The sequence below is a fragment of the Methanobacteriaceae archaeon genome, from assembly GCA_029219465.1.
GTDB lineage: Archaea > Methanobacteriota > Methanobacteria > Methanobacteriales > Methanobacteriaceae > Methanocatella.
On sequence record JAQXTL010000007.1, the window covers coordinates 116,206 to 134,597 of the forward strand.

Annotated in this window: 25 protein-coding genes and 1 pseudogene; 3 read left to right on the plus strand and 23 right to left on the minus strand. The window is 30.6% G+C overall.

Annotated elements, in window-relative coordinates; translation table 11 throughout:
• Positions 1-162 precede the first annotated feature (162 nt).
• From PUD86_05915 to PUD86_05925, 3 genes are all read right to left on the minus strand, one after another.
• Positions 163-1,314, minus strand: a complete 1,152-nt coding sequence (locus tag PUD86_05915) for an aldo/keto reductase (protein MDD6776810.1) — start codon at positions 1,312-1,314, stop codon at positions 163-165.
• Between the two features lie 228 nt (positions 1,315-1,542).
• Complete coding sequence (locus tag PUD86_05920; protein MDD6776811.1) at positions 1,543-1,833, minus strand: HEPN domain-containing protein; 291 nt, start codon at positions 1,831-1,833, stop codon at positions 1,543-1,545.
• Between the two features lie 83 nt (positions 1,834-1,916).
• The gene (locus PUD86_05925) at positions 1,917-2,219 is read right to left on the minus strand and encodes a nucleotidyltransferase domain-containing protein (GenBank protein ID MDD6776812.1); all 303 of its coding nucleotides are present in this window, start codon (positions 2,217-2,219) and stop codon (positions 1,917-1,919) included.
• Between the two features lie 138 nt (positions 2,220-2,357).
• Between PUD86_05925 and PUD86_05930 the strand changes: the two genes are divergently transcribed.
• Together PUD86_05930 and PUD86_05935 are read left to right on the plus strand one after the other, a co-directional pair.
• The gene (locus tag PUD86_05930; GenBank protein ID MDD6776813.1) at positions 2,358-3,374 is read left to right on the plus strand and encodes a 7-cyano-7-deazaguanine synthase; all 1,017 of its coding nucleotides are present in this window, start codon (positions 2,358-2,360) and stop codon (positions 3,372-3,374) included.
• 4 nt (positions 3,375-3,378) lie between these two features.
• Positions 3,379-3,555: a hypothetical protein gene (locus PUD86_05935; protein ID MDD6776814.1), complete on the plus strand. Its 177-nt coding sequence runs from the start codon at positions 3,379-3,381 to the stop codon at positions 3,553-3,555.
• A 185-nt stretch (positions 3,556-3,740) separates the two neighbouring features.
• Here PUD86_05935 and PUD86_05940 read toward each other — a convergent pair.
• The 20 genes and pseudogenes from PUD86_05940 to endA all read right to left on the minus strand — a co-directional run bounded on the left by PUD86_05940 (position 3,741) and on the right by endA (position 16,930).
• Positions 3,741-4,022, minus strand: a pseudogene (locus PUD86_05940) (HEPN domain-containing protein).
• An 85-nt stretch (positions 4,023-4,107) separates the two neighbouring features.
• Entirely contained in the window at positions 4,108-4,413 is a 306-nt protein-coding gene (locus PUD86_05945) for a nucleotidyltransferase domain-containing protein (GenBank protein ID MDD6776815.1), read from the minus strand.
• A gap of 183 nt (positions 4,414-4,596) precedes the next feature.
• Positions 4,597-6,018: an argininosuccinate lyase gene (gene argH, locus PUD86_05950; protein MDD6776816.1), complete on the minus strand. Its 1,422-nt coding sequence runs from the start codon at positions 6,016-6,018 to the stop codon at positions 4,597-4,599.
• An 80-nt stretch (positions 6,019-6,098) separates the two neighbouring features.
• Positions 6,099-6,251 carry a 30S ribosomal protein S27ae gene (locus tag PUD86_05955; GenBank protein ID MDD6776817.1) on the minus strand — a complete coding sequence of 51 codons (153 nt, stop codon included), beginning with the start codon at positions 6,249-6,251 and terminating at the stop codon, positions 6,099-6,101.
• 9 nt (positions 6,252-6,260) lie between these two features.
• A complete protein-coding gene (locus tag PUD86_05960) occupies positions 6,261-6,575 on the minus strand; it encodes a 30S ribosomal protein S24e (GenBank protein ID MDD6776818.1) in 315 nt (104 codons plus the stop codon).
• Positions 6,576-6,593: 18 nt separating this feature from the next.
• On the minus strand, positions 6,594-7,100 hold the full coding sequence (locus PUD86_05965; protein ID MDD6776819.1) for a DUF359 domain-containing protein: 507 nt from the start codon (positions 7,098-7,100) through the stop codon (positions 6,594-6,596).
• Between the two features lie 10 nt (positions 7,101-7,110).
• Entirely contained in the window at positions 7,111-7,287 is a 177-nt protein-coding gene (locus PUD86_05970; GenBank protein MDD6776820.1) for a DNA-directed RNA polymerase subunit E'', read from the minus strand.
• A complete protein-coding gene (locus PUD86_05975; GenBank protein ID MDD6776821.1) occupies positions 7,284-7,868 on the minus strand; it encodes a DNA-directed RNA polymerase in 585 nt (194 codons plus the stop codon). The genes PUD86_05970 and PUD86_05975 overlap by 4 nt, the downstream gene beginning before the upstream one ends.
• A 36-nt stretch (positions 7,869-7,904) precedes the next feature.
• A complete protein-coding gene (locus PUD86_05980; protein MDD6776822.1) occupies positions 7,905-8,297 on the minus strand; it encodes a twitching motility protein PilT in 393 nt (130 codons plus the stop codon).
• A 10-nt stretch (positions 8,298-8,307) separates the two neighbouring features.
• Positions 8,308-9,522 carry a translation initiation factor IF-2 subunit gamma gene (locus PUD86_05985; GenBank protein ID MDD6776823.1) on the minus strand — a complete coding sequence of 405 codons (1,215 nt, stop codon included), beginning with the start codon at positions 9,520-9,522 and terminating at the stop codon, positions 8,308-8,310.
• A gap of 62 nt (positions 9,523-9,584) precedes the next feature.
• Positions 9,585-9,968 carry a 30S ribosomal protein S6e gene (locus PUD86_05990; GenBank protein MDD6776824.1) on the minus strand — a complete coding sequence of 128 codons (384 nt, stop codon included), beginning with the start codon at positions 9,966-9,968 and terminating at the stop codon, positions 9,585-9,587.
• Positions 9,969-10,004: 36 nt separating this feature from the next.
• The gene (gene infB / locus PUD86_05995) at positions 10,005-11,795 is read right to left on the minus strand and encodes a translation initiation factor IF-2 (GenBank protein MDD6776825.1); all 1,791 of its coding nucleotides are present in this window, start codon (positions 11,793-11,795) and stop codon (positions 10,005-10,007) included.
• Positions 11,796-11,832: 37 nt separating this feature from the next.
• A complete protein-coding gene (gene ndk, locus PUD86_06000) occupies positions 11,833-12,285 on the minus strand; it encodes a nucleoside-diphosphate kinase (GenBank protein MDD6776826.1) in 453 nt (150 codons plus the stop codon).
• The gene (locus PUD86_06005; protein MDD6776827.1) at positions 12,282-12,443 is read right to left on the minus strand and encodes a 50S ribosomal protein L24e; all 162 of its coding nucleotides are present in this window, start codon (positions 12,441-12,443) and stop codon (positions 12,282-12,284) included. The genes ndk and PUD86_06005 overlap by 4 nt, the downstream gene beginning before the upstream one ends.
• A gap of 14 nt (positions 12,444-12,457) precedes the next feature.
• The gene (locus PUD86_06010; protein MDD6776828.1) at positions 12,458-12,664 is read right to left on the minus strand and encodes a 30S ribosomal protein S28e; all 207 of its coding nucleotides are present in this window, start codon (positions 12,662-12,664) and stop codon (positions 12,458-12,460) included.
• A gap of 29 nt (positions 12,665-12,693) precedes the next feature.
• Positions 12,694-13,062: a 50S ribosomal protein L7Ae gene (gene rpl7ae / locus PUD86_06015; protein MDD6776829.1), complete on the minus strand. Its 369-nt coding sequence runs from the start codon at positions 13,060-13,062 to the stop codon at positions 12,694-12,696.
• Positions 13,063-13,530: 468 nt separating this feature from the next.
• Positions 13,531-13,731 carry a histone family protein gene (locus PUD86_06020; GenBank protein ID MDD6776830.1) on the minus strand — a complete coding sequence of 67 codons (201 nt, stop codon included), beginning with the start codon at positions 13,729-13,731 and terminating at the stop codon, positions 13,531-13,533.
• 244 nt (positions 13,732-13,975) lie between these two features.
• A complete protein-coding gene (thrC, locus tag PUD86_06025; protein ID MDD6776831.1) occupies positions 13,976-15,172 on the minus strand; it encodes a threonine synthase in 1,197 nt (398 codons plus the stop codon).
• A gap of 47 nt (positions 15,173-15,219) precedes the next feature.
• The gene (locus PUD86_06030; GenBank protein ID MDD6776832.1) at positions 15,220-16,317 is read right to left on the minus strand and encodes a tryptophan--tRNA ligase; all 1,098 of its coding nucleotides are present in this window, start codon (positions 16,315-16,317) and stop codon (positions 15,220-15,222) included.
• 97 nt (positions 16,318-16,414) lie between these two features.
• Entirely contained in the window at positions 16,415-16,930 is a 516-nt protein-coding gene (gene endA, locus PUD86_06035; GenBank protein MDD6776833.1) for a tRNA-intron lyase, read from the minus strand.
• Between the two features lie 234 nt (positions 16,931-17,164).
• Here endA and PUD86_06040 point away from each other — a divergent pair, with 234 nt between their 5' ends.
• Complete coding sequence (locus PUD86_06040) at positions 17,165-18,370, plus strand: transposase (protein ID MDD6776834.1); 1,206 nt, start codon at positions 17,165-17,167, stop codon at positions 18,368-18,370.
• The last annotated feature ends 22 nt before the right edge of the window (positions 18,371-18,392 follow it).

An 18,392-nucleotide genomic window follows, 5' to 3' on the forward strand; every position in this document is an offset into this window, starting at 1 on the left:
TTTAGTATACAAATATTATGGAGAATAATACTTAAAAGTCACATGAAAATATAACAATTGTTATTATTAAATGTGTATAGAATATAATAGAAATAATTCTATATATAACAATTGTTATTATTAGTATATAAACGTTTTGGCTAAATATAGTTAAAATACAATTTACAAATCAAAAAGATCTTTAATATCCATCATCAAATCAACAATATCAACATTAAATGGACATCTTTCTTCACAATCACCACATGAAATACAGTCACCTGCATGATATTTTAAATCTGAATAATGTTGTTTGATACTTTCAGGAACCTCATCATGATTTTTTGCAAGATCATAGAATTTAATCGCCATTGCAATGTTAATTTGAGAAGAACAAGGAGCACAGTGTCCACAATAAGTACACTGACCTTCAAATGAATGTTTAGGAGCGTTTTTTAACACATGAGTATAATCTTTTTCATCATCTGTTGCATCACAGTATTTTATAGAATCCTCAAGTTCACTAACATTATCAACACCAACAAAGATACTGGAGACTCCTTTTTGTTCTAAAGCATAATGAATACATTGAATAGGAGTTAATGCAACACCAAATGGAGATATTTCATCACTTAATAAATTACCACCGGCAAATCCTTTCATTGCTGTTAGAGCAGTACCAGTTTTTTCACACAATTCATAAAGTTCTACTCTTTTAGGATTAATGGAAGATAAACTATCATCATCAAAAACACCCTCTTTTCTATATTCCCAAATATCCTCCATTGTACCGAACATATCAAAAGCAGGATTCATAGAAAACATTATTGATTCAATTTCAGGGTTTTTAGCAGCTAGAATACCAATATCAGGATTGTGAGTACTAAGTCCAATGTGTTTAATTGTTCCTTCTTGTTTTAATTTGCGAACATACTCCATAAAAGGACCGTTCATAATTTCATTATAATCATCAATTTGATCAACATAATGAATCATTCCAAAATCAAGAGTATCTATTTGAAATCTTTGCATAAAGTCTTCAAAAGCAGGAATTACCTTATCCATATCACGTGATTTAACATACTGGTTGTTTTGCCATGTAGCACCGATATGACCCTGGATAACCCAAAAATCACGATTAGGAGCTATTGCTTTTCCAAGGTGTGAGCGTACATCAGGTTCACTCATCCAGCAGTCAACAAAATTAATCCCATTTTCCTCACAAGCCTTAATTAAAGCTTCACTATCTTCATAAGGCCTTTCAACCATATACTCAGCACCAAAAGCTATTTTTGATACTTCAATTCCTGTGTTTCCTAATTTTTTATATTCCATTAAATTCCCTCAAAAATATCTCATATAAATTTTTATTAATTATGATAAAAGAATTTATTGAAAAATGACCTATATCCACTAAAAAGTTTATATTATTTTATATACTATATTTTCAATATCCTTTTTTTGAATAATCTTATAAAAAACATCAATTAAAAAAAAGCGAAAAATACTCCGTAATAATTTTTAACATATTAAGATTATATAAAAAATGAAAAAAGAGCATAGTTAATCTAAAAATTTTTTAGATTCAATTAAAAATAGTTCAGCCTGATTTATTTTATTTAAAGCAACACTTCCAGTAATAGTATCAATATCACTATAATCTGCTTCTTCTCTTATAGATTGTGTCTCTGCAAGGAATTTATAAATATTATAATCAAAAATGTCTTCTTTAACATACTTTAAACTAAATTGTTTAATTAATCCAACATGAGTCTTTCCTACATTACAACCTTTCTTAATTAATAATGCCTTTGCAGCAAGAAACATACAGTAATACGATGCACTAACACTTATAGCCTACTGGTCCGCATCATATAATATTTTACTAGATATTAGTTTGTCTTCAGCTTTTTTAATAAAATTTTCAACTTCACTAGTCATATTACAACACCATCATTTAAAACATTAGTTAAAAAAGAATGGTCTCTTGTTGAATTAAACTGATCTTCACTAATTACATGAGCTGAAACTACTTCTTGTTTATCATAGACAAACCATGCAATTTCATCAGCAATTTTAGACCAAATTTCATCACGATAATTAGAAACAATTAAAATATCAATATCTGAATCTTCATAATCATCACCACGAGCAACAGAACCAAATAATATGATTTTTTCAATTTTGTCACAATTAATAGCTTCTGCAAACTCACGAGCAACTTCTATTCTATTATTCATAAATAATCACCGATTAGAAAGATAATAATAAATTTCAGCCTCATTAATAATAAATATTTGACAACTACACAAATGTGAAAAAATATAATTCCCCCATGTAGAAAACTAATTAAATGACTTAGTTAATATTTAAAAATAATGTATACAAAAGAATTCATTTTAAAAGAAGTTAATACCATAAGAGATGAAATTGGCCACGATAAAGTAAACATATTTATCGAAGAGCTTTATTTTAACGAAACAACCAATGAATTATGGATTATTACCGAAGACAGACCTGATAAATCCGCAATTATTGGAAAAGGTGGATGGGTTGTTGGAAAACTTAGAGAAAAATTAGGTCTTGAAAGTATCCATGTTGAGTCTTACGGTGATTTTTTAAACAAAAACTACAAATTAAAATTGTCAAAAAAGACCATTAATAATTTAAATTCCGATTTAATTGGGCTTAAAAATTTACAACAAGCTATTGAAGATAAATTGGTCAATATTTACAGTTTTAACTTCGAAAATTATCTAAATGAAAATGAATTTGAAAAAGCACAAAATACAGAAGCAGTTGTTGCACTTTCCGGTGGTGTTGACAGTAGTTTTTCATTAATTTTAGCTAAAAAACTTGGTTTTAATCCTATTGCTGTTACTGTTGATCCTGGAACAATAATACTTCCAAAACAGTTTAAAAACAATATTGAAAAATTATGCTCTGCATTAGATGTATCTCACGAATATATTAAAACTGATTATTCTGATGTTGTAGAAGAATCATTTACAGGAAATGTTCACCCATGTGGGAGATGTTCAAAAAATACTGGTGAGCTTGTAAAAGAATATGCAAAATCAAAAGAAATCCCAATAATTATCTTTGGTGATATGCTTGCAACTGGTAGCCAATGCATAAATTTACAAGAGGATTCATTATATCGCTTGAACCTTCCAGCAAGTTTAAGCACAGGCAAACAAGAGATAAAATCCTTAATCAGAAAATATGATTTAAGCACATTCAAAGGTTTCGGTTGTCCACTGCTTTATGAAGTTCACAGGAAATTCCCACACATGAAGAAATTCTCAATACAAAGAATCCTTAGGGAAACCCGTTCAGGCGCATTAGAACCTGGTGAAGCACTAGATTTAATATGGAGCTTTTATAAGATTTGATACTATGATGCATAAAATATGTCCAAGATGCGGATCAAGAAAAGTAAAATGGATTATACCTCAAAACTGGTCTCAATGGGTTTGTTATGAGTGTGATTATACCGGACCTATTATTGAAGGTAATGATGAAATGGCTGAAGAAATCCGTGAAAGCTATTTAGAATCAATTAAAGAAGAATAGAGATAAAAATAGAAGCTGAGCACTACCAAATAATCGGTATTCTATTAATATCCCCATCCAAGAGATAATGAAACATCATCCCATTAATAGTTTATTAAAATAAGTATATAAATATTTAGGAATACCTAAATTAATAATAAATTTTAAACATATTATCAAATTAGAAATACTTATAAAAAAAAAGATTATAAAAATTTTTTAGCTTCTTTTAAGAATTCTTCAGCATGATTAATTCTTCTTTTTGCAATTCTCTCATCAATATTATCCCTTGCGCCATAATCTGCAGATTCTCTATCCGATTGAGAACTAGATAAATAATTATAAACATTATAATTAAAATCATCTTCATGAACATATTTTAGACTAAACAACTGTATAAGACCCCGATGAGATTTTGGAATTTTACAATTCTTCTTAACTAATAATGCCTTAGCACATAAAAACATACAATAATATGATAAAGAAACAGAATCAGAATATCCTCAAACTTCAAATAAAACTTTACTATTTTTTAATTTAGTTTCAGCTTTATCAATGAAAGAACAAATCTCATCATCCAATGACAACACCCTCTTTTAATACAGAACTTAAAAATGAGAAATTCTTTGTTTGATTGAAAAATTCTTCATCCATTATATGAGCAGAAATCAATTCCTGCTTGTCATACATAATACGAGCAATTTCATCATCAACTACTTGCTCAATATTTTCTCTTTGATTAGATAATATTAAAATATCAATATCTGAATCATCATGATCATCCCCACGAGCCACAGAACCAAAAACAATTATTTTAATGATTTTATCAGAATTTATAGCATCTGCAAACTCACGAGCAATCTCCAATCTATTATTCATCTAATCACCAAAAGTATTAGTTAATAAAATATTATTAATATCTTTAATATAAATACTTTGGAAGTGCACATTAACACAAAAACATAAAACTAAACTATTCAACAATATTTAAAAGCTTAAAAAAAAGTATTTAAATTCCAAAAAATATGAAATTCTGTAAAATAAAAAAATATAGGGATTTAATTAAATCCCAAGCTTTTCAAATTCAACATTTAAAAAGTCTTTAATATTATCACGTGCAATTTCAACCATTTCCGGTGCAGGACCACCAGGAACAGCTCTAATTCTTACGTTTTCAACAGGATTTAAAGCTCTTTGAATCAATTCATCATCTAAATTCAATTCATCAAAACCTAACTCAACTGCAATATCATCAATGAATTTAGAAGTAATGTCTTCTTCAGCCATGTCTTTAGCAGTAGCTTCATTTACAATTCTTCCAACAATTTTATGAGCAGTTCTGAAAGGAATTTGTTTTTCACGAACCATAATATCTGCTAAATCAGTTGCAGTAGCGAAGTTTTTACCTGCAAGCTCAGCACATCTTTCAGTTTTAAATTCAACAGACAATAACATTTTAGTAACAATAGATAAAGTTTCTTTAGTTACTTTAATGGAATTCCATAAATGTGGAGTGATTTCTTGTAAATCTCTGTTATAAGTATAAGCAATTGCTTTTAATATGGTTAAAATAGTGACCAATTCACCGTTAACGATTGCACATTTACCTCTTGCAAGCTCTGCAACGTCAGGGTTTTTCTTTTGAGGCATAATAGAAGAAGTTGATGAATATTCATCTGCCATTTCAATAACACCAAATTCATAGGTACTCCATAAAACCAATTCTTCACAGATTTTAGATAAAGTAGTACATAATGATACAAAGTCAAAAACACTCTCAGCAATGAAATCTCTTGCAGAGACACCGTCCATTGAGTTTTCCAAGTATGCATCAAAACCAAGTAAATCAGTTGTTAATTGTCTATTAATTGGAAAACTGGTAGTTGCCATTGCAGCAGAGCCTAAAGGGTTTAAGTTAACACGTTTATAAGTGTCAGCTAAACGTTCATAGTCTCTTTTAAGAGCTTGAACATGTGCCATTAAATGATGTGCAATAGTAATTGGTTGAGCATGTTGTAAGTGAGTAAATCCAATGAATACATCTTCCATGTGATTTCCTGCCATTTCAACAAGACCTTCCATAAATTCTAAAATACCAATTTGAATATTGATAATTTCTTCTCTTAAAACCAATCTTACATCACAAGCTACTTGGTCATTACGGGACTTTGCAGTGTGCATAAAACCAGCATCAGGGCCGATTTTAGAAGTAACATAATTTTCAATAGCCATGTGAACATCTTCAACAGAATGGTCAAATACTAATGCATCATAACCTTCTTGTTTAAGAGAATCAAGAGCACATAAAATTTTATCTGCAATTTCCTCATCAACAATTCCTTCATGTTTTAACATTGAAGTATGAGCAAAATTAGTTTTAATATCCGCTTCAAAAAGAAGTTTATCTGCTTCAAGTGATGAAGTATACAAGGTAGCTTCATCAGTCATTCCAGTTTTAAAACGACCATTTCTAATATTATCCAAAAGAATCCCTTCTTAAAAATGATTAAAATAAATTAAAAGTAAAAATAAATAAAAAAAAGAAAATAAAGATTTTAAAAATCTTATTTTTTCATTTCAGTGTATCCGCATTTACCACAAGCGAATCTGTCGCCGTGATTAGCCATGAATACACCTTCACCACAACGAGGACAAATTGGGTTTTTTCTTTCAATTTTGTCGCCATCTACTTTGTAAAGATCAGATTTTTTTACCATTCAAATCACCTATTCTTCGTCTTCTGCATCTTCAGCAGGTTCTTCAGGTTCTTCGTTTTTAGCTAATACGTGATTAGTTTCAATGTATTTTAAGTCATCTACAGTTTCGTAAACTTTAGCATAACCTAATGCTTTAGGTTCACCGTAGTGAGGTTGTACATTGTCAACTACAAGTAATTCTTTTTTAGTATTTAATAAAGCAACTAATTTAGATTTGATATCTAAGATTTTAGGAGTTGCTTCTCCGTCGTAATCAACGTAAAATTTAATTTCTTTTCTGTTAAATAATTTATTTTCTTTTTCTTCAATAAATTCGATTTCCATAATAAAACCTCATTCAATTTATTCTTTAATAAATCCATCAATAAGCTTTTGAGCTTTATCTTTTAAATCAGAAACTTTTAAAAGCACTAAACCTTCATTTGGCTGACCATATAATATGGTAGTTTCTGGTTGAGCCATTAAGATGCAAGGAAGAACTGCAAGATCTTCTTCCCCTGCTACTTCAATTACATAACATTCGCCAGAGTTAGATAATTCAAGAGCTTGGCCTATGGTTTCCCATAGATCATCTGTAATAGTTCCAGCAGGATTATTCGCTTTTAAAATGTGATCTGCACGTATAATTTCATGAGCATGAGTTTTTCTCTGAATTACATTATCAATTATACCTATATTAGGATATAATTCATATTTAGTAAGATTGCCAAAAGTTGCATCACCAACAGAAATCAAAAACTCAGAAGATTTAATCTCATCAATAGCATCTTCAAAGTCAGGATATAATTTACCTAAAGGTCTTTTAAGTTCACAAATTATATCTTTATTTTCTGTATCTAAACGTAACACAATAAAACCTCTATCTTACTCTTAAACAGTATTCGCCCGCAACATCAATATTTAATTCACGAGCAACAGTAGATTCACTAGGATCAGTAATAATTAAAAGTCCACTCCAGTTATCGGAAGTTGGATTTCCACAGTTAGGACAGTGATCTTTATTTGAAATTAATTTACAAACAGTACAAGCTTTCATTCTTTAACCTTCTTAGTTTTTTGTTTAGCTTCTTCAATCCATTCGAATCTGCCTAAATTAGGTTGTCTCATAGTAAGTGGAATTTTAGAATTCCTACTATTTTCAATATTGTTATTTGATTCATCTTTAATTGAAACACTTACAGCTCTAGCTCTAACTAAGTCTCCTTCTTCTAAAACTTTGTTAGATTCTTTTGCAAGTAAAGCACCTCTTTTAGCATCATAAGTAATATAATCATCAGTTACTTGAGAGACATGTATTAAACCATCCATAGGTCCAATTCTCACAAAAGCTCCGTACTCAACGATATCAATTACTTCACCATCATAAAGTTCATGTTGTTCTGGTTTAAAGAAAATTGCTTCGAAAACAACATTATGGTAGGTAGCTCCATCACCAATAATGAGTTTACCTTCACCAATTTCGAGAATATCATTAACACAAATGAGTAAACCTAATTTTTTATCTAAACGACCACTGTATTGTTCGTTTAAAGTTTCAATAGCAACTTCATCGATAGGATATTCAAAATTGTAAGGAGATATTCTTACAGTATCCCTAATTTTTGTTCTATAATACAAAATAATCCCTCATTTCATTAATAAGTATAATTAATATTATATTTTACCTTCAACAGTAATATAACTTTTTTGTCTTAAATATGCAACGGTTATGCCTTTGTCCTTTGCACGATTTTTTAATTCAACATCATTCGTAGCTAAAACTTCTGAAACCCTAAGTAATGCATCATCCACAGTTTCATTTTCAAGTAATGAAATATCCTTTATTTCAACTTTTGAAGAATTAGCTAATTTTAAAGCTAAATTTGCATTTAACCTTATTTTTGTGTTTTTATTTCTTTTCAAACCCTTCAATTCATTGATAACAAAGCTTGGAGTTGTTAATTTATAAGAAGGTAATAATTTTTCAAGTTCAGTGATGATATCAACATTGAACTGAAAAGGAACCATAAAAAAATTGGTATCAATTACAACTTCTTTAGAGTTCATTATTTTCCCTCTATTTAATAATACCGTAACCGATTAATCTCCAACGAGCACCAACTCTACGACTTAAAGCAACCCTATCACCTGGACTTGCACAGACAGGCAATTTAAGAACAACTTCAACTTCATTTTTCTTAGTAGATGTTACAACACCAATTGTAGTTGTAGTACCACAATTAATCATTAAAGGCTCTTTAAGTTTAATTGGAGCAACATCACGTTCTTCTTTAGTACCGACAACACGATCAAGTAAATTAGCATCCATTACGAATCTTTCTAATACATCAGGTAAAGAACCTTCTTCACCAGCAACTGTACCAGATAATGAATCTGATTTAGTTAAAGATGGATCTAATTTAGTTGCAATACCAACAAGACCTCCAGGACCAATTTCATCAACTTGCTCACCATTAGCTTCAAGTCCGATAATTTCTGATTTTAAGATCATCCTTTTACCATCATTAGTAGGACCTGGTCTAATTTCAATGGTGTCACCAAGTTTGAATTTACCTTGAATTAAAGTACCTCCAATGACTCCGCCCTTAATTTTATTAGCGCCGGAACCAGGTTTATTAATATCAAAGGATCTTGCTACATGCATTAATGCAGTATCATCAAGATTCCTTTCAGGAGGTTGAATTTGTTTAAGCATTGCTTCAATCAAGATATCTACATTAGCTCCTTGTTGAGCAGAAACAGGGATTATTAAAGCGTCTTCAGCACAAGTACCTTTAACAAATTCCTTAATTTCATTATAACTTTCAATAGCTCTTTCTTTTGAAACAATATCAATTTTGTTTTGAACTACAATAACATCTTTAACACCGATAACATCAAGTGCCATGAGATGCTCTTTAGTTTGTGGTTGTGGACAAGTTTCATTTGCAGCAATAACTAATACTGCACCATCCATAATTGCAGCACCAGATAACATAGTCGCCATAAGGGTTTCGTGACCTGGAGCATCAACAAAGGATACTTTCCTAATTAATTCAGTTTCACTCCCACAAATTGGACATTTATCAGCAGTAGTGTAACACTCAGGTTCACCACAATCTGGACATTTTCTAAATTCGATATCTGCATATCCTAAACGGATAGAAATACCTCTTTTAGTTTCCTCACTGTGAGTATCAGTCCAAATTCCAGATAATGCTTTTGTAAGAGTGGTTTTACCATGATCTACGTGACCAACTAAACCTATGTTAACATCTGATTGTACGTTCACAGATAACCACCTTTTTTATAATTTTAATTCAACTTAAAAGTAAAATAAGAAAAATAGTATAACTATTCTTCCTCTTCTTCACCAGCACCAAGAATATCAGCTATTGATTTACTTCCAGCTTGAGTAACTACAGTGTTGATTTGTACGATATCTTCAGCAATAGTGTTTCCTCTTACGGTTTTTCTTTTTTTAACACCATCAGCTTTAGGATGGTAACCGATACCGCCAGTTAATAAACTTTTGATTCTTCTAGTACCTGAAACATCTTTTTTCATGGTGAAACCGTTTTTATCACTACCACCAGTGATTTTTAAAGTGTAACCATCTAAACCGACAAGTCCACCATCAAATTCATCACCAATAACTAAACCGTTAAAAGCTTTAGTTTCATCTACTTCAATTTGATGAGCTTCAGCACCTTGAGATACAACAACTTTGAATGCCATGGTATTCCTCCTTATTTTTTTATAATAATTAATTTATTATTCAAAAAGACCAAATTTACCCCAATCAGGATCATTTTTACGTTTAATTTCCACTAACTCGTATAGAGTTTCGAATTCGTCTTCAGTTAATTTGTCTTTGAATTCTCTTTCAATGAATTTGTAATGTTTCTCAGAAACATCAACGTATAATTCATCCCCTTCATCGAAATGTTTTCCAACAATAGCGTCTTTAATAGCCATAGCCACTCTTTGACCTCTTGGAATAGATGGTAATGTTTCACCTTTATCTTCCATACTGGCTATAACTCCAACATACTCTCCATTTTTATTAATCAAGGTTTGACCTTGTTTAACAGTACCGCTGAGAGCTTCAATACCTACAATTGCAGGTTTACTTTGACGGAAAACTAATTTAGGCAATGCGACGAATTTAGCTGGTTTGACGATAGCATCATAGAATGCTTTCTTCTTAGCTTTTTCAATCTCTTCAGTCCATTCATGATAATCTTCAATAATCTGATAGATTACATCTCCTTTGAAGAGTTTAATATCAGAATTGTTTAAATCTTCAACAGAGTTAGGATGAACATCTACATTAAACGCAATAATAGCACCGTGTGCTTCATTTTCATTTAATGCGATAGAAGAGTTGATAATATCCCTACGACTTACATCACCAATATCTGCTTCACGAATAGGAATATCCAATTCTCTTAATAGCTTAACTACAGCTTCAAGAGAACCTAATGTATCAGCTTTAACTAAAAGTCCTTCATCTTCGGTATTAATAGTAATATCTTCGATTTCTTTTAAGAGTTCTTCTTCAACATTCTCATCATCACTTAAAACTCTAAGTGGAGAACCGGAAACAACATCATCTAACTTAGGAGCAGCGATTTTAATACCTGCTGCAGCTACAACTTCATCGAATTTTCTGAATTTCTTTTTAGAATCTCTCATTTCCTCAAGAGGAAGTGGTCTTAAAATGGACCTAATTTTAGTTGTTAAAACTTCGTTTGAAGAATTAATCAAAGCAATTTCATCATTAGTTCGTAAAACACCATCATAAATAATACTATCAATAGTAAGACCTAAACCTACTTCTTCTTTGATTTCTAAGACAGTACCTTTAGCTGGAGCGTCTTCATTAATTTCTAATTGTTCTGTTAAATATTCTTGAGCAAGACCAAGTAACATTGCCAATACTTCAATAATACCTTCACCGGATTTAGCACTAATAGGAATAATACTAATTTGTGAAGCGAAATTACTGACTCTATCAAATCTTTCAGATTGGAAACCTTCTTTATGAAGAGTACCAACAAGTTCATAAAGCTTAAGATCTAAGTCTTGTTGCACACTAGGTGCTTGTTGACTAAAAGATTCAGCAAATGAAGCTCCTTCGTGTGTTTCCCAACCGAAAAGTCTATCGATTTTATTAGCAACTACAATAAATGGAGTCTTATACATTTTAAGAATATTTAATGCTTCATAAGTTTGTGGTTTAAATCCATCATTAATATCAACAATTAAAACTGCCAAATCAGCTAATGCACCACCACGTTTTCTTAAACTAGTGAATGCTGCATGTCCTGGAGTATCAATAAAGAACAAACCAGGAATTAAATCCTTGATAGTTAATTTTGATATAAAATTTCCACAGATTTCTTCAATGGTATCATTAGGAATTTCAGTAGCACCAATGTGTTGAGTAATACCACCTGCTTCTTTATCAGCGATAGTACTTCCTCTAATATAATCTAACAATGTAGTTTTTCCATGGTCTACATGTCCTAAAACTGATACAATCGGGGATCTGATTTTCATAATATCGTCTTTGATAATAAATTTTTAAAATCTAAATTTATTCATAAATTAAATCGTTATCAACAATTTGATAATCGCAAATTTCATCTTCATTAAAGAAAAGAGCAATTTCTCTTTCAGCAGATTCAGGAGCGTCTGATGCATGAATAATGTTTCTTCCAGTATCCATACCGAAGTCTCCTCTGATAGTTCCAAGATCTGCTTCTAAAGGATTAGTTGCACCAACTAATTTTCTGATAGTGGTAATAGCTTCATCTCCTTCAATAACCATAGCTAAAGATGGTGAAGAAGTGATGTATTCAACTAAACCTGGGAAGAATGGTTTATCAGCGTGTTCTCCATAATGAGTTTTTGCTAATTCTTCATCAATTTGAATTAATTTACAAGCAACAATTTTGAGACCTTTTTGCTCAAAACGAGACAAAACTTTACCCATAAGACGTCTTTGAACAGCGTCAGGTTTCATCATTACAAAACTTTTTTGAATCATTCTTTAACCCATTTAACTTTTCTTGGAACTCTTCCGAGTTTAATCATATTTTTTTCACATTTACTGCTACAAAAGAAATAAATTGAGCCATCTCTTTTGACGTACATTTTACCTGTACCATCTTCAATTTCTTTACCACAGAATGAACAAGTTCTCATGTTCCTACACCTTCTTAAGGAGTTCTAATTTCCTTAGCTTCTCTAATTGTATCAAGTAACATTAAAATGTCGCCTTCTCTTACAGGACCCATAATGTTTCTTGTTAAAATTCTTCCTTTGTCTCTACCATCGAGGATTCTGCATTTAATTTGCATTACCTCACCAGTCATACCAGTTCTTTTTAAAACTTTAATGACTTCAGCAGGAGTTCCTTCTTCCATTTAAATCACCGTAATTAAATCAAAAGAATTTATTCTTTTAATTCAGCAACTTTTTCTACGATTTCAGCAACAGCAGCTTCAGCATCACCAGCGTCTACAATACATGCAGATGCGGTACCAACGGTTAATCCAGCAGCTCCACCAACTTGTTCTTTGGTAGGTAAGTATACGTAAGGGATTTCTTTTTCATCAGCTAAAACAGGGATGTGTGCAACGATTTCAGCAGGGTCAACATCTTCTGCGATAACAACTAATGCTGCATCTCCTCTTTCGATGAATTTGGTTACTTCGTTAGTTCCTTTTGCTACTTTACCAGTGGTAAATGCGGTTTCTAATGCTTCTTCAGCTTGTTTAGCTAATTCTTCAGGTGTGTCAAATTTTACATAAATGTTTGCCATAAAATATACCTCCTTTTTCATCTGGCTATGCCATCCATCGGCAGATATTACAATTCATTTTGAATCGTAATATATTGTAATTATATATAGTTATATTATTTTTTAACTATAGAAATTACTCAAATTATTCAATAGAATAATTTAATATAGTTTTAATAATACTAATTCTTGAACAATTCATATATCACTAAATATAATCCCGAAAAAAAAATAAGAGGGATTAGACTTTCAATACAAATACTTCTGAATTTCATATAATTTTTAGCAAAACTAAAAATAAAAATTTAGTAATTAATGAAATAATTCTAGAGAACTAGACATTTAATAGATTAGTTCACATAGTATATAAATGTTTTTAAAAATAGAGCAAAATTAGTAATATTTAGATAAAAATAATGAATTTCACAAATAGAAAAAATGTAAAAGAGATAGTAAAAAAATTACTATCAAAAAAGATGACTAGCAAATCTATTTGATTGATAATTTTACATCTTCAGCTTTTACAGTTTTTCTACCAGCGTGACGAGCAAAGCCTACAGCTTTAGCAGCAATTTCGATTCCGTAATCTTCAAGAGCTTCGGTTAAAGCAACTTTTGCATCATCACTTACTCTTTGAGCACCTGCATTTTTTAATATTCTTCCTACAGGAGCGAATGGTAATTCTGCCATGATATACACCTCACATTTTTGTTAATAATAGTTATAATTTGTTTATATATAAATATATTGGTGTATTAATGTTAGTTTTTGATAATTTCAACATCATTAAAGTAACATTTATTACATTAAATTATTTAGCACTGAAATTAGAATTGTTTTTCATAGCATTGCTTAAACAAAAAAAGTATTAAAAATAATAGAATAAAAAGAAATTAAAAGAAAAATAAAAGAAAAATGGATTTTAAAATCCAATTTATTTATTCATTAAAATGCTTCTTAAAGTGTCGATATCTGCATCAACTTGTGTAGGTTGAGTACATGCATCAATAGCAGTGTTAGGATCTTTTAATAAGTGTCCGGTTACAACACAAGTAATGGTTTCACCTTTATCGACAACACCTTCATCAACAAGTTTTTTAAGACCTGCAATTGAAGCTGCAGAAGCTGGTTCAACACCGATACCTTCAGTTCTTGCAAGTAACTTTTGTGCATCGAGAATTTCTTCATCAGTTACGGTTTCAGAATAACCGTTGGAATCATAGATTGCATTTAATGCTTTAATGTCACTTACAGGAGCACCAATACGAATAGCTGTAGCAATAGTTTCTGGATCTTCTACAGGCACAACTCTTTTATCTTTGTTTTTGAATGCATTGGTAATAGGACATGCTCCTTCTGCTTGAATACCAGTCATCATTGGTAAATCTTTAATAAATCCAGCATTGTAGAATTCACTAACTCCTTTCCAAATTGCAGAAATGTTTCCAGCATTACCAACAGGCAAAATAATCCTGTCAGGAGCTTGCCAGCCTAAATCACGAACAATTTCGTAACCGATGGTTTTTTGACCTTCTAATCTGTATGGGTTAATTGAATTTAATAAGTAAAGATGTTTTTCTAATGCAAGTGCAGTCATAGCTTCAAGAGCTTCATCGAAGTTTCCGTTAATAGACATTACTTCAGCACCGTGGAACATAGCTTGAGCTAATTTTCCTAATGCAACTTTTCCTGAAGGTAAGAATACAATACATCTTAATCCTGCACGTGCTGCATAAGCGGATAATGATGCGGAAGTATTTCCAGTTGAAGCACAACCAACAGTGCCAACACCTAATTCCATTGCTTTGGTCATACCTACAGTCATTCCTCTGTCTTTGAAACTTCCAGTTGGGTTTGAACCTTCTACTTTAACGTATAAGTTTACTCCAAGTTCTTCACCTAATTTATCACATTTACAAAATGGAGTTCCACCTTCTTCAAGAGAAACAATTTTATTTTCGTCTACAGGAATGCATTCTTTGAATTTCCATAAGGTGTCTTTTCTACCGTCGAAAATATCTTTAGAAACATCAATTTCGTTAACGAGTTCAAGTACAGATCCACATTTTTCACAAGTGTAGATTACTTCATCATCATCATATTCTTGTCCACATGAAACACATCTTATCATATTATCACTTATTTTATTTTTAAAATTATTCTTATAAAAAATTAACTTTATAGTAAAGTATCAGCAATTTCACGAGCTTCAACTTGTTTTTCTTTTAAATCTTGCATGAATTTTTCCATTAGCCCAGCAGTTCTTACTTTACAATCTCCACAGCGTAAAGTTCCATCTAAACATTCATGTCTGATTTTTTCAAGTTCACTGTCATCATCAATAAAGTGGTATAACAACATTTCATAAATTACACACTTATCGACTTCTCCACCTAATTCCTGCTGTTCTTTAAGACTTTCCCTACCACCGGTTTTAGCAGATTTAACTTTTTTAACTGCATCTTTTATTTCATCATTAAGATAAATTGCAGTAGATGGTTTGGAACTGCTCATTTTATCTCCGGTTAATCCGGTTAAGAACCTGTGGTAAGTAGATGCAGGAGTTAAGAATCCTAAATCTTCATGAAGTTTTTGAGCAATATCTCTTGTTAATCTGATATGAGGGTCTTGGTCGATTCCTACTGGAACTACAACCTTTTTTGGACCTCCAAACTCTTCAATTTGAGGAAGAAGGATATCTGCAACCTGTACTAAAGGTGCTTGGATATGAGCAATATTTGTTGATGGAGTAAATCCATAAATAGCTTTAAGCTGATTGAAATTGGTTTTACTGGATGCTTTAAAAGCCAAGTCCTGAAGAGCTTTGTTTTGTGATTGTAAATATACATTCACATTATCTTTTTCTAAATCAAGACCTAATGCTATCCAGTTTGTTAAGTATTCATTTACTGCTATTTCACGGCCTTTTTCAAAACTCATTCCACGAGCAGCATATGATTCCAAATCTGCAATAGGTAAAGATAACATTGCTCCTTTTTCCTGATACCATTTTAACTGGTCAACAATCATTTTATGACCAATATGCATTTGACCACTTGGCATCATACCCGTTACAACAGCAAAATCTTTATTTTGAGCTATTAATTTATTAATCTCATTAAATTCTCTGTGCCCAAATATAACTCCTCTTTTCATTAATCTTTGAGGATTTTCAATTTCACTTAATATGTCTGAAACTTTCGCAATACCAAATTGATTAACCAACTTATCATAATCTAAACTAAATGATGCCCATGGATCTATTAAATCCGCCACATTATCACCAACAATTCCATTAAATTAAATTATTAATTAAAAATTATTATAATAAATAAATAAAACTATAAAAATATAATAGATTCCTTTAATTAAATTAAGGTCTAGTCCATTCGATATTATAGTATGTAATATCAAAATCATCATCAACAATAGCTAACAACAATTTTTTGTTAACACCGTGAGAAACTCTGACATAACTTGCAAAATCAAGAGCATTAATTTCATAATTTTCAAAAATAATTTTAACCAAATAATCTGAATGTCCTTGACCAGGTCCTCTTCCACGGTTATACAATCTAAAATCAGACCCATATTTAAAACCAGTCTTGATTACATACCCACGGTCTTTTAAATCACGATAAACAACATATTTTCCAAAAAAGTCCTGTTCTTTTAAAAGATCAATGATATAGCCGACACTACACTCGACATCATCTTCATAAATATCCAAACGACCTTTTTCTAACAAGTAACAAGCTTCAATTAAAGAAAGATTTAATGAATCAGATTCAATTTTACCAAAAAGACTTTTTTCATGTAAAGCAATTGGTCTTTTACTTCCTTCTTCAATTTTAATAGATACAATATCATTTGATAAATTACCACGCATTAAAACACCGTAAAAAGAAATAAATTATATTTAATGATAATTAATATGAAATAGATATTATATATATTTTTTTAAAAAAAGGAGTCTGTAAAATTTTATAGGCTTATTTGATTTTAAATTTTTTACAGTTGAAGTTTCACTTCGATGAAAATTCGTTCTAATTTTTCTTTAATTTAAATTTTAATGGCTAAAAAATAGTAAATTACTTAAATAAGTGAGGACAAATAATATTTTATGACCAAACAAAAGATATTTGCCCTCAATAGTAATTTAGACTTCATACAACTTAAACTTTACGATTTTTCTGATGAAAAAATTGATCATGAAAAAATCATTTCAGAAAGACTCAATAAAAACCCAAAAATTGAAAATACAAATCAAAAACTACTTTTAGATGAAAATAACACGTTTAAATATGATAATCCAACTTGTCCAGTTTGCGGAGCTCATAAAATAATTAAAAAAGGTAAAATAACAAAAAATAAACAAAATATCAATGGAAAAACCACAGAATTTAAAGAACAGCAATATCAATGCAAAAAATGTGGAAAAAAATTTGGAATATCTAATAATCCATTAATTGGTAAAAATAAACAATTTTTACAAGAAATAATGGATAAAATACCTGGAATAATGAAAATTGGTTATCAATCACTTCGTAAAATAAGCAAATACTTTGAAATATTCCTTGGAATTCGAATATCTCATCAAACAATCAAGAACTGGTCCAACAAAAATCACGAAGAAACAATCACCAACAAAAAATTCGAATATTCAGGCTACTATTTATATGATGAGCAATTTTTAAGACTCAATGGAGTCAGACACTACAGATTAACATTATATGATGCAATACTCAATATTCCAGTCTCAGAAAGAATTGTACGTCGTAGAATACCAGAAAACACGAAAAAATTTATTCTAGATTCAACGGCAAATAAACCATTTATTTGCCTAACAACCGATTTATTCCCAATGTATCGTAATGTAGCAGATGAAATAGGGGTGAAACATCAATTATGCACATTTCATCTATTTCAAACAATCAATCACAAATTAAAAGTGCATTGTAGACGGAACAAGATTAACGGAAAACAAAGAGATTATATTTACGAAAATGCGAACGAATTGAAAAATTGCTTCAGACAAAATTCAAAGCAAGAAGCAATCGAGCAATTTAAACAATATTTACAAAATTACAGAGCCATTCCAGTCGTATTAAAAGATTTCATCAGAAAACACATCATCAATCACTTCCACAGATACATAGAACACTTAGATGATGAAAATATAGAAAAAACATCCAACAAAGTAGAAAATTACTACAGACAAACCAATCCAGAAATAATAAAGAAATTATACAAAACTAAAGAAGGAATTCTGACATTTTTAGACTTCCAAATGCAAAATTGGACTCAAAATCACATAAAAATTAAATAAGCCTATAAAATTTTACAGACTC

Coding starts and splice junctions, on each gene's coding strand:
- PUD86_05915 (MDD6776810.1), bottom strand. CDS start 1,314: ATGGAATATAAAAAATTAGGAAACACAGGAATTGAAGTATCAAAAATA.
- PUD86_05925 (MDD6776812.1), bottom strand. CDS start 2,219: ATGAATAATAGAATAGAAGTTGCTCGTGAGTTTGCAGAAGCTATTAAT.
- PUD86_05930 (MDD6776813.1), top strand. CDS start 2,358: ATGTATACAAAAGAATTCATTTTAAAAGAAGTTAATACCATAAGAGAT.
- PUD86_05935 (MDD6776814.1), top strand. CDS start 3,379: ATGATGCATAAAATATGTCCAAGATGCGGATCAAGAAAAGTAAAATGG.
- PUD86_05945 (MDD6776815.1), bottom strand. CDS start 4,413: ATGAATAATAGATTGGAGATTGCTCGTGAGTTTGCAGATGCTATAAAT.
- PUD86_05955 (MDD6776817.1), bottom strand. CDS start 6,251: ATGGTAAAAAAATCTGATCTTTACAAAGTAGATGGCGACAAAATTGAA.
- PUD86_05960 (MDD6776818.1), bottom strand. CDS start 6,575: ATGGAAATCGAATTTATTGAAGAAAAAGAAAATAAATTATTTAACAGA.
- PUD86_05970 (MDD6776820.1), bottom strand. CDS start 7,287: ATGAAAGCTTGTACTGTTTGTAAATTAATTTCAAATAAAGATCACTGT.
- PUD86_05980 (MDD6776822.1), bottom strand. CDS start 8,297: ATGAACTCTAAAGAAGTTGTAATTGATACCAATTTTTTTATGGTTCCT.
- PUD86_05990 (MDD6776824.1), bottom strand. CDS start 9,968: ATGGCATTCAAAGTTGTTGTATCTCAAGGTGCTGAAGCTCATCAAATT.
- infB (MDD6776825.1), bottom strand. CDS start 11,795: ATGAAAATCAGATCCCCGATTGTATCAGTTTTAGGACATGTAGACCAT.
- ndk (MDD6776826.1), bottom strand. CDS start 12,285: ATGATTCAAAAAAGTTTTGTAATGATGAAACCTGACGCTGTTCAAAGA.
- PUD86_06005 (MDD6776827.1), bottom strand. CDS start 12,443: ATGAGAACTTGTTCATTCTGTGGTAAAGAAATTGAAGATGGTACAGGT.
- PUD86_06010 (MDD6776828.1), bottom strand. CDS start 12,664: ATGGAAGAAGGAACTCCTGCTGAAGTCATTAAAGTTTTAAAAAGAACT.
- rpl7ae (MDD6776829.1), bottom strand. CDS start 13,062: ATGGCAAACATTTATGTAAAATTTGACACACCTGAAGAATTAGCTAAA.
- PUD86_06020 (MDD6776830.1), bottom strand. CDS start 13,731: ATGGCAGAATTACCATTCGCTCCTGTAGGAAGAATATTAAAAAATGCA.
- thrC (MDD6776831.1), bottom strand. CDS start 15,172: ATGATAAGATGTGTTTCATGTGGACAAGAATATGATGATGATGAAGTA.
- endA (MDD6776833.1), bottom strand. CDS start 16,930: ATGCGTGGTAATTTATCAAATGATATTGTATCTATTAAAATTGAAGAA.
- PUD86_06040 (MDD6776834.1), top strand. CDS start 17,165: ATGACCAAACAAAAGATATTTGCCCTCAATAGTAATTTAGACTTCATA.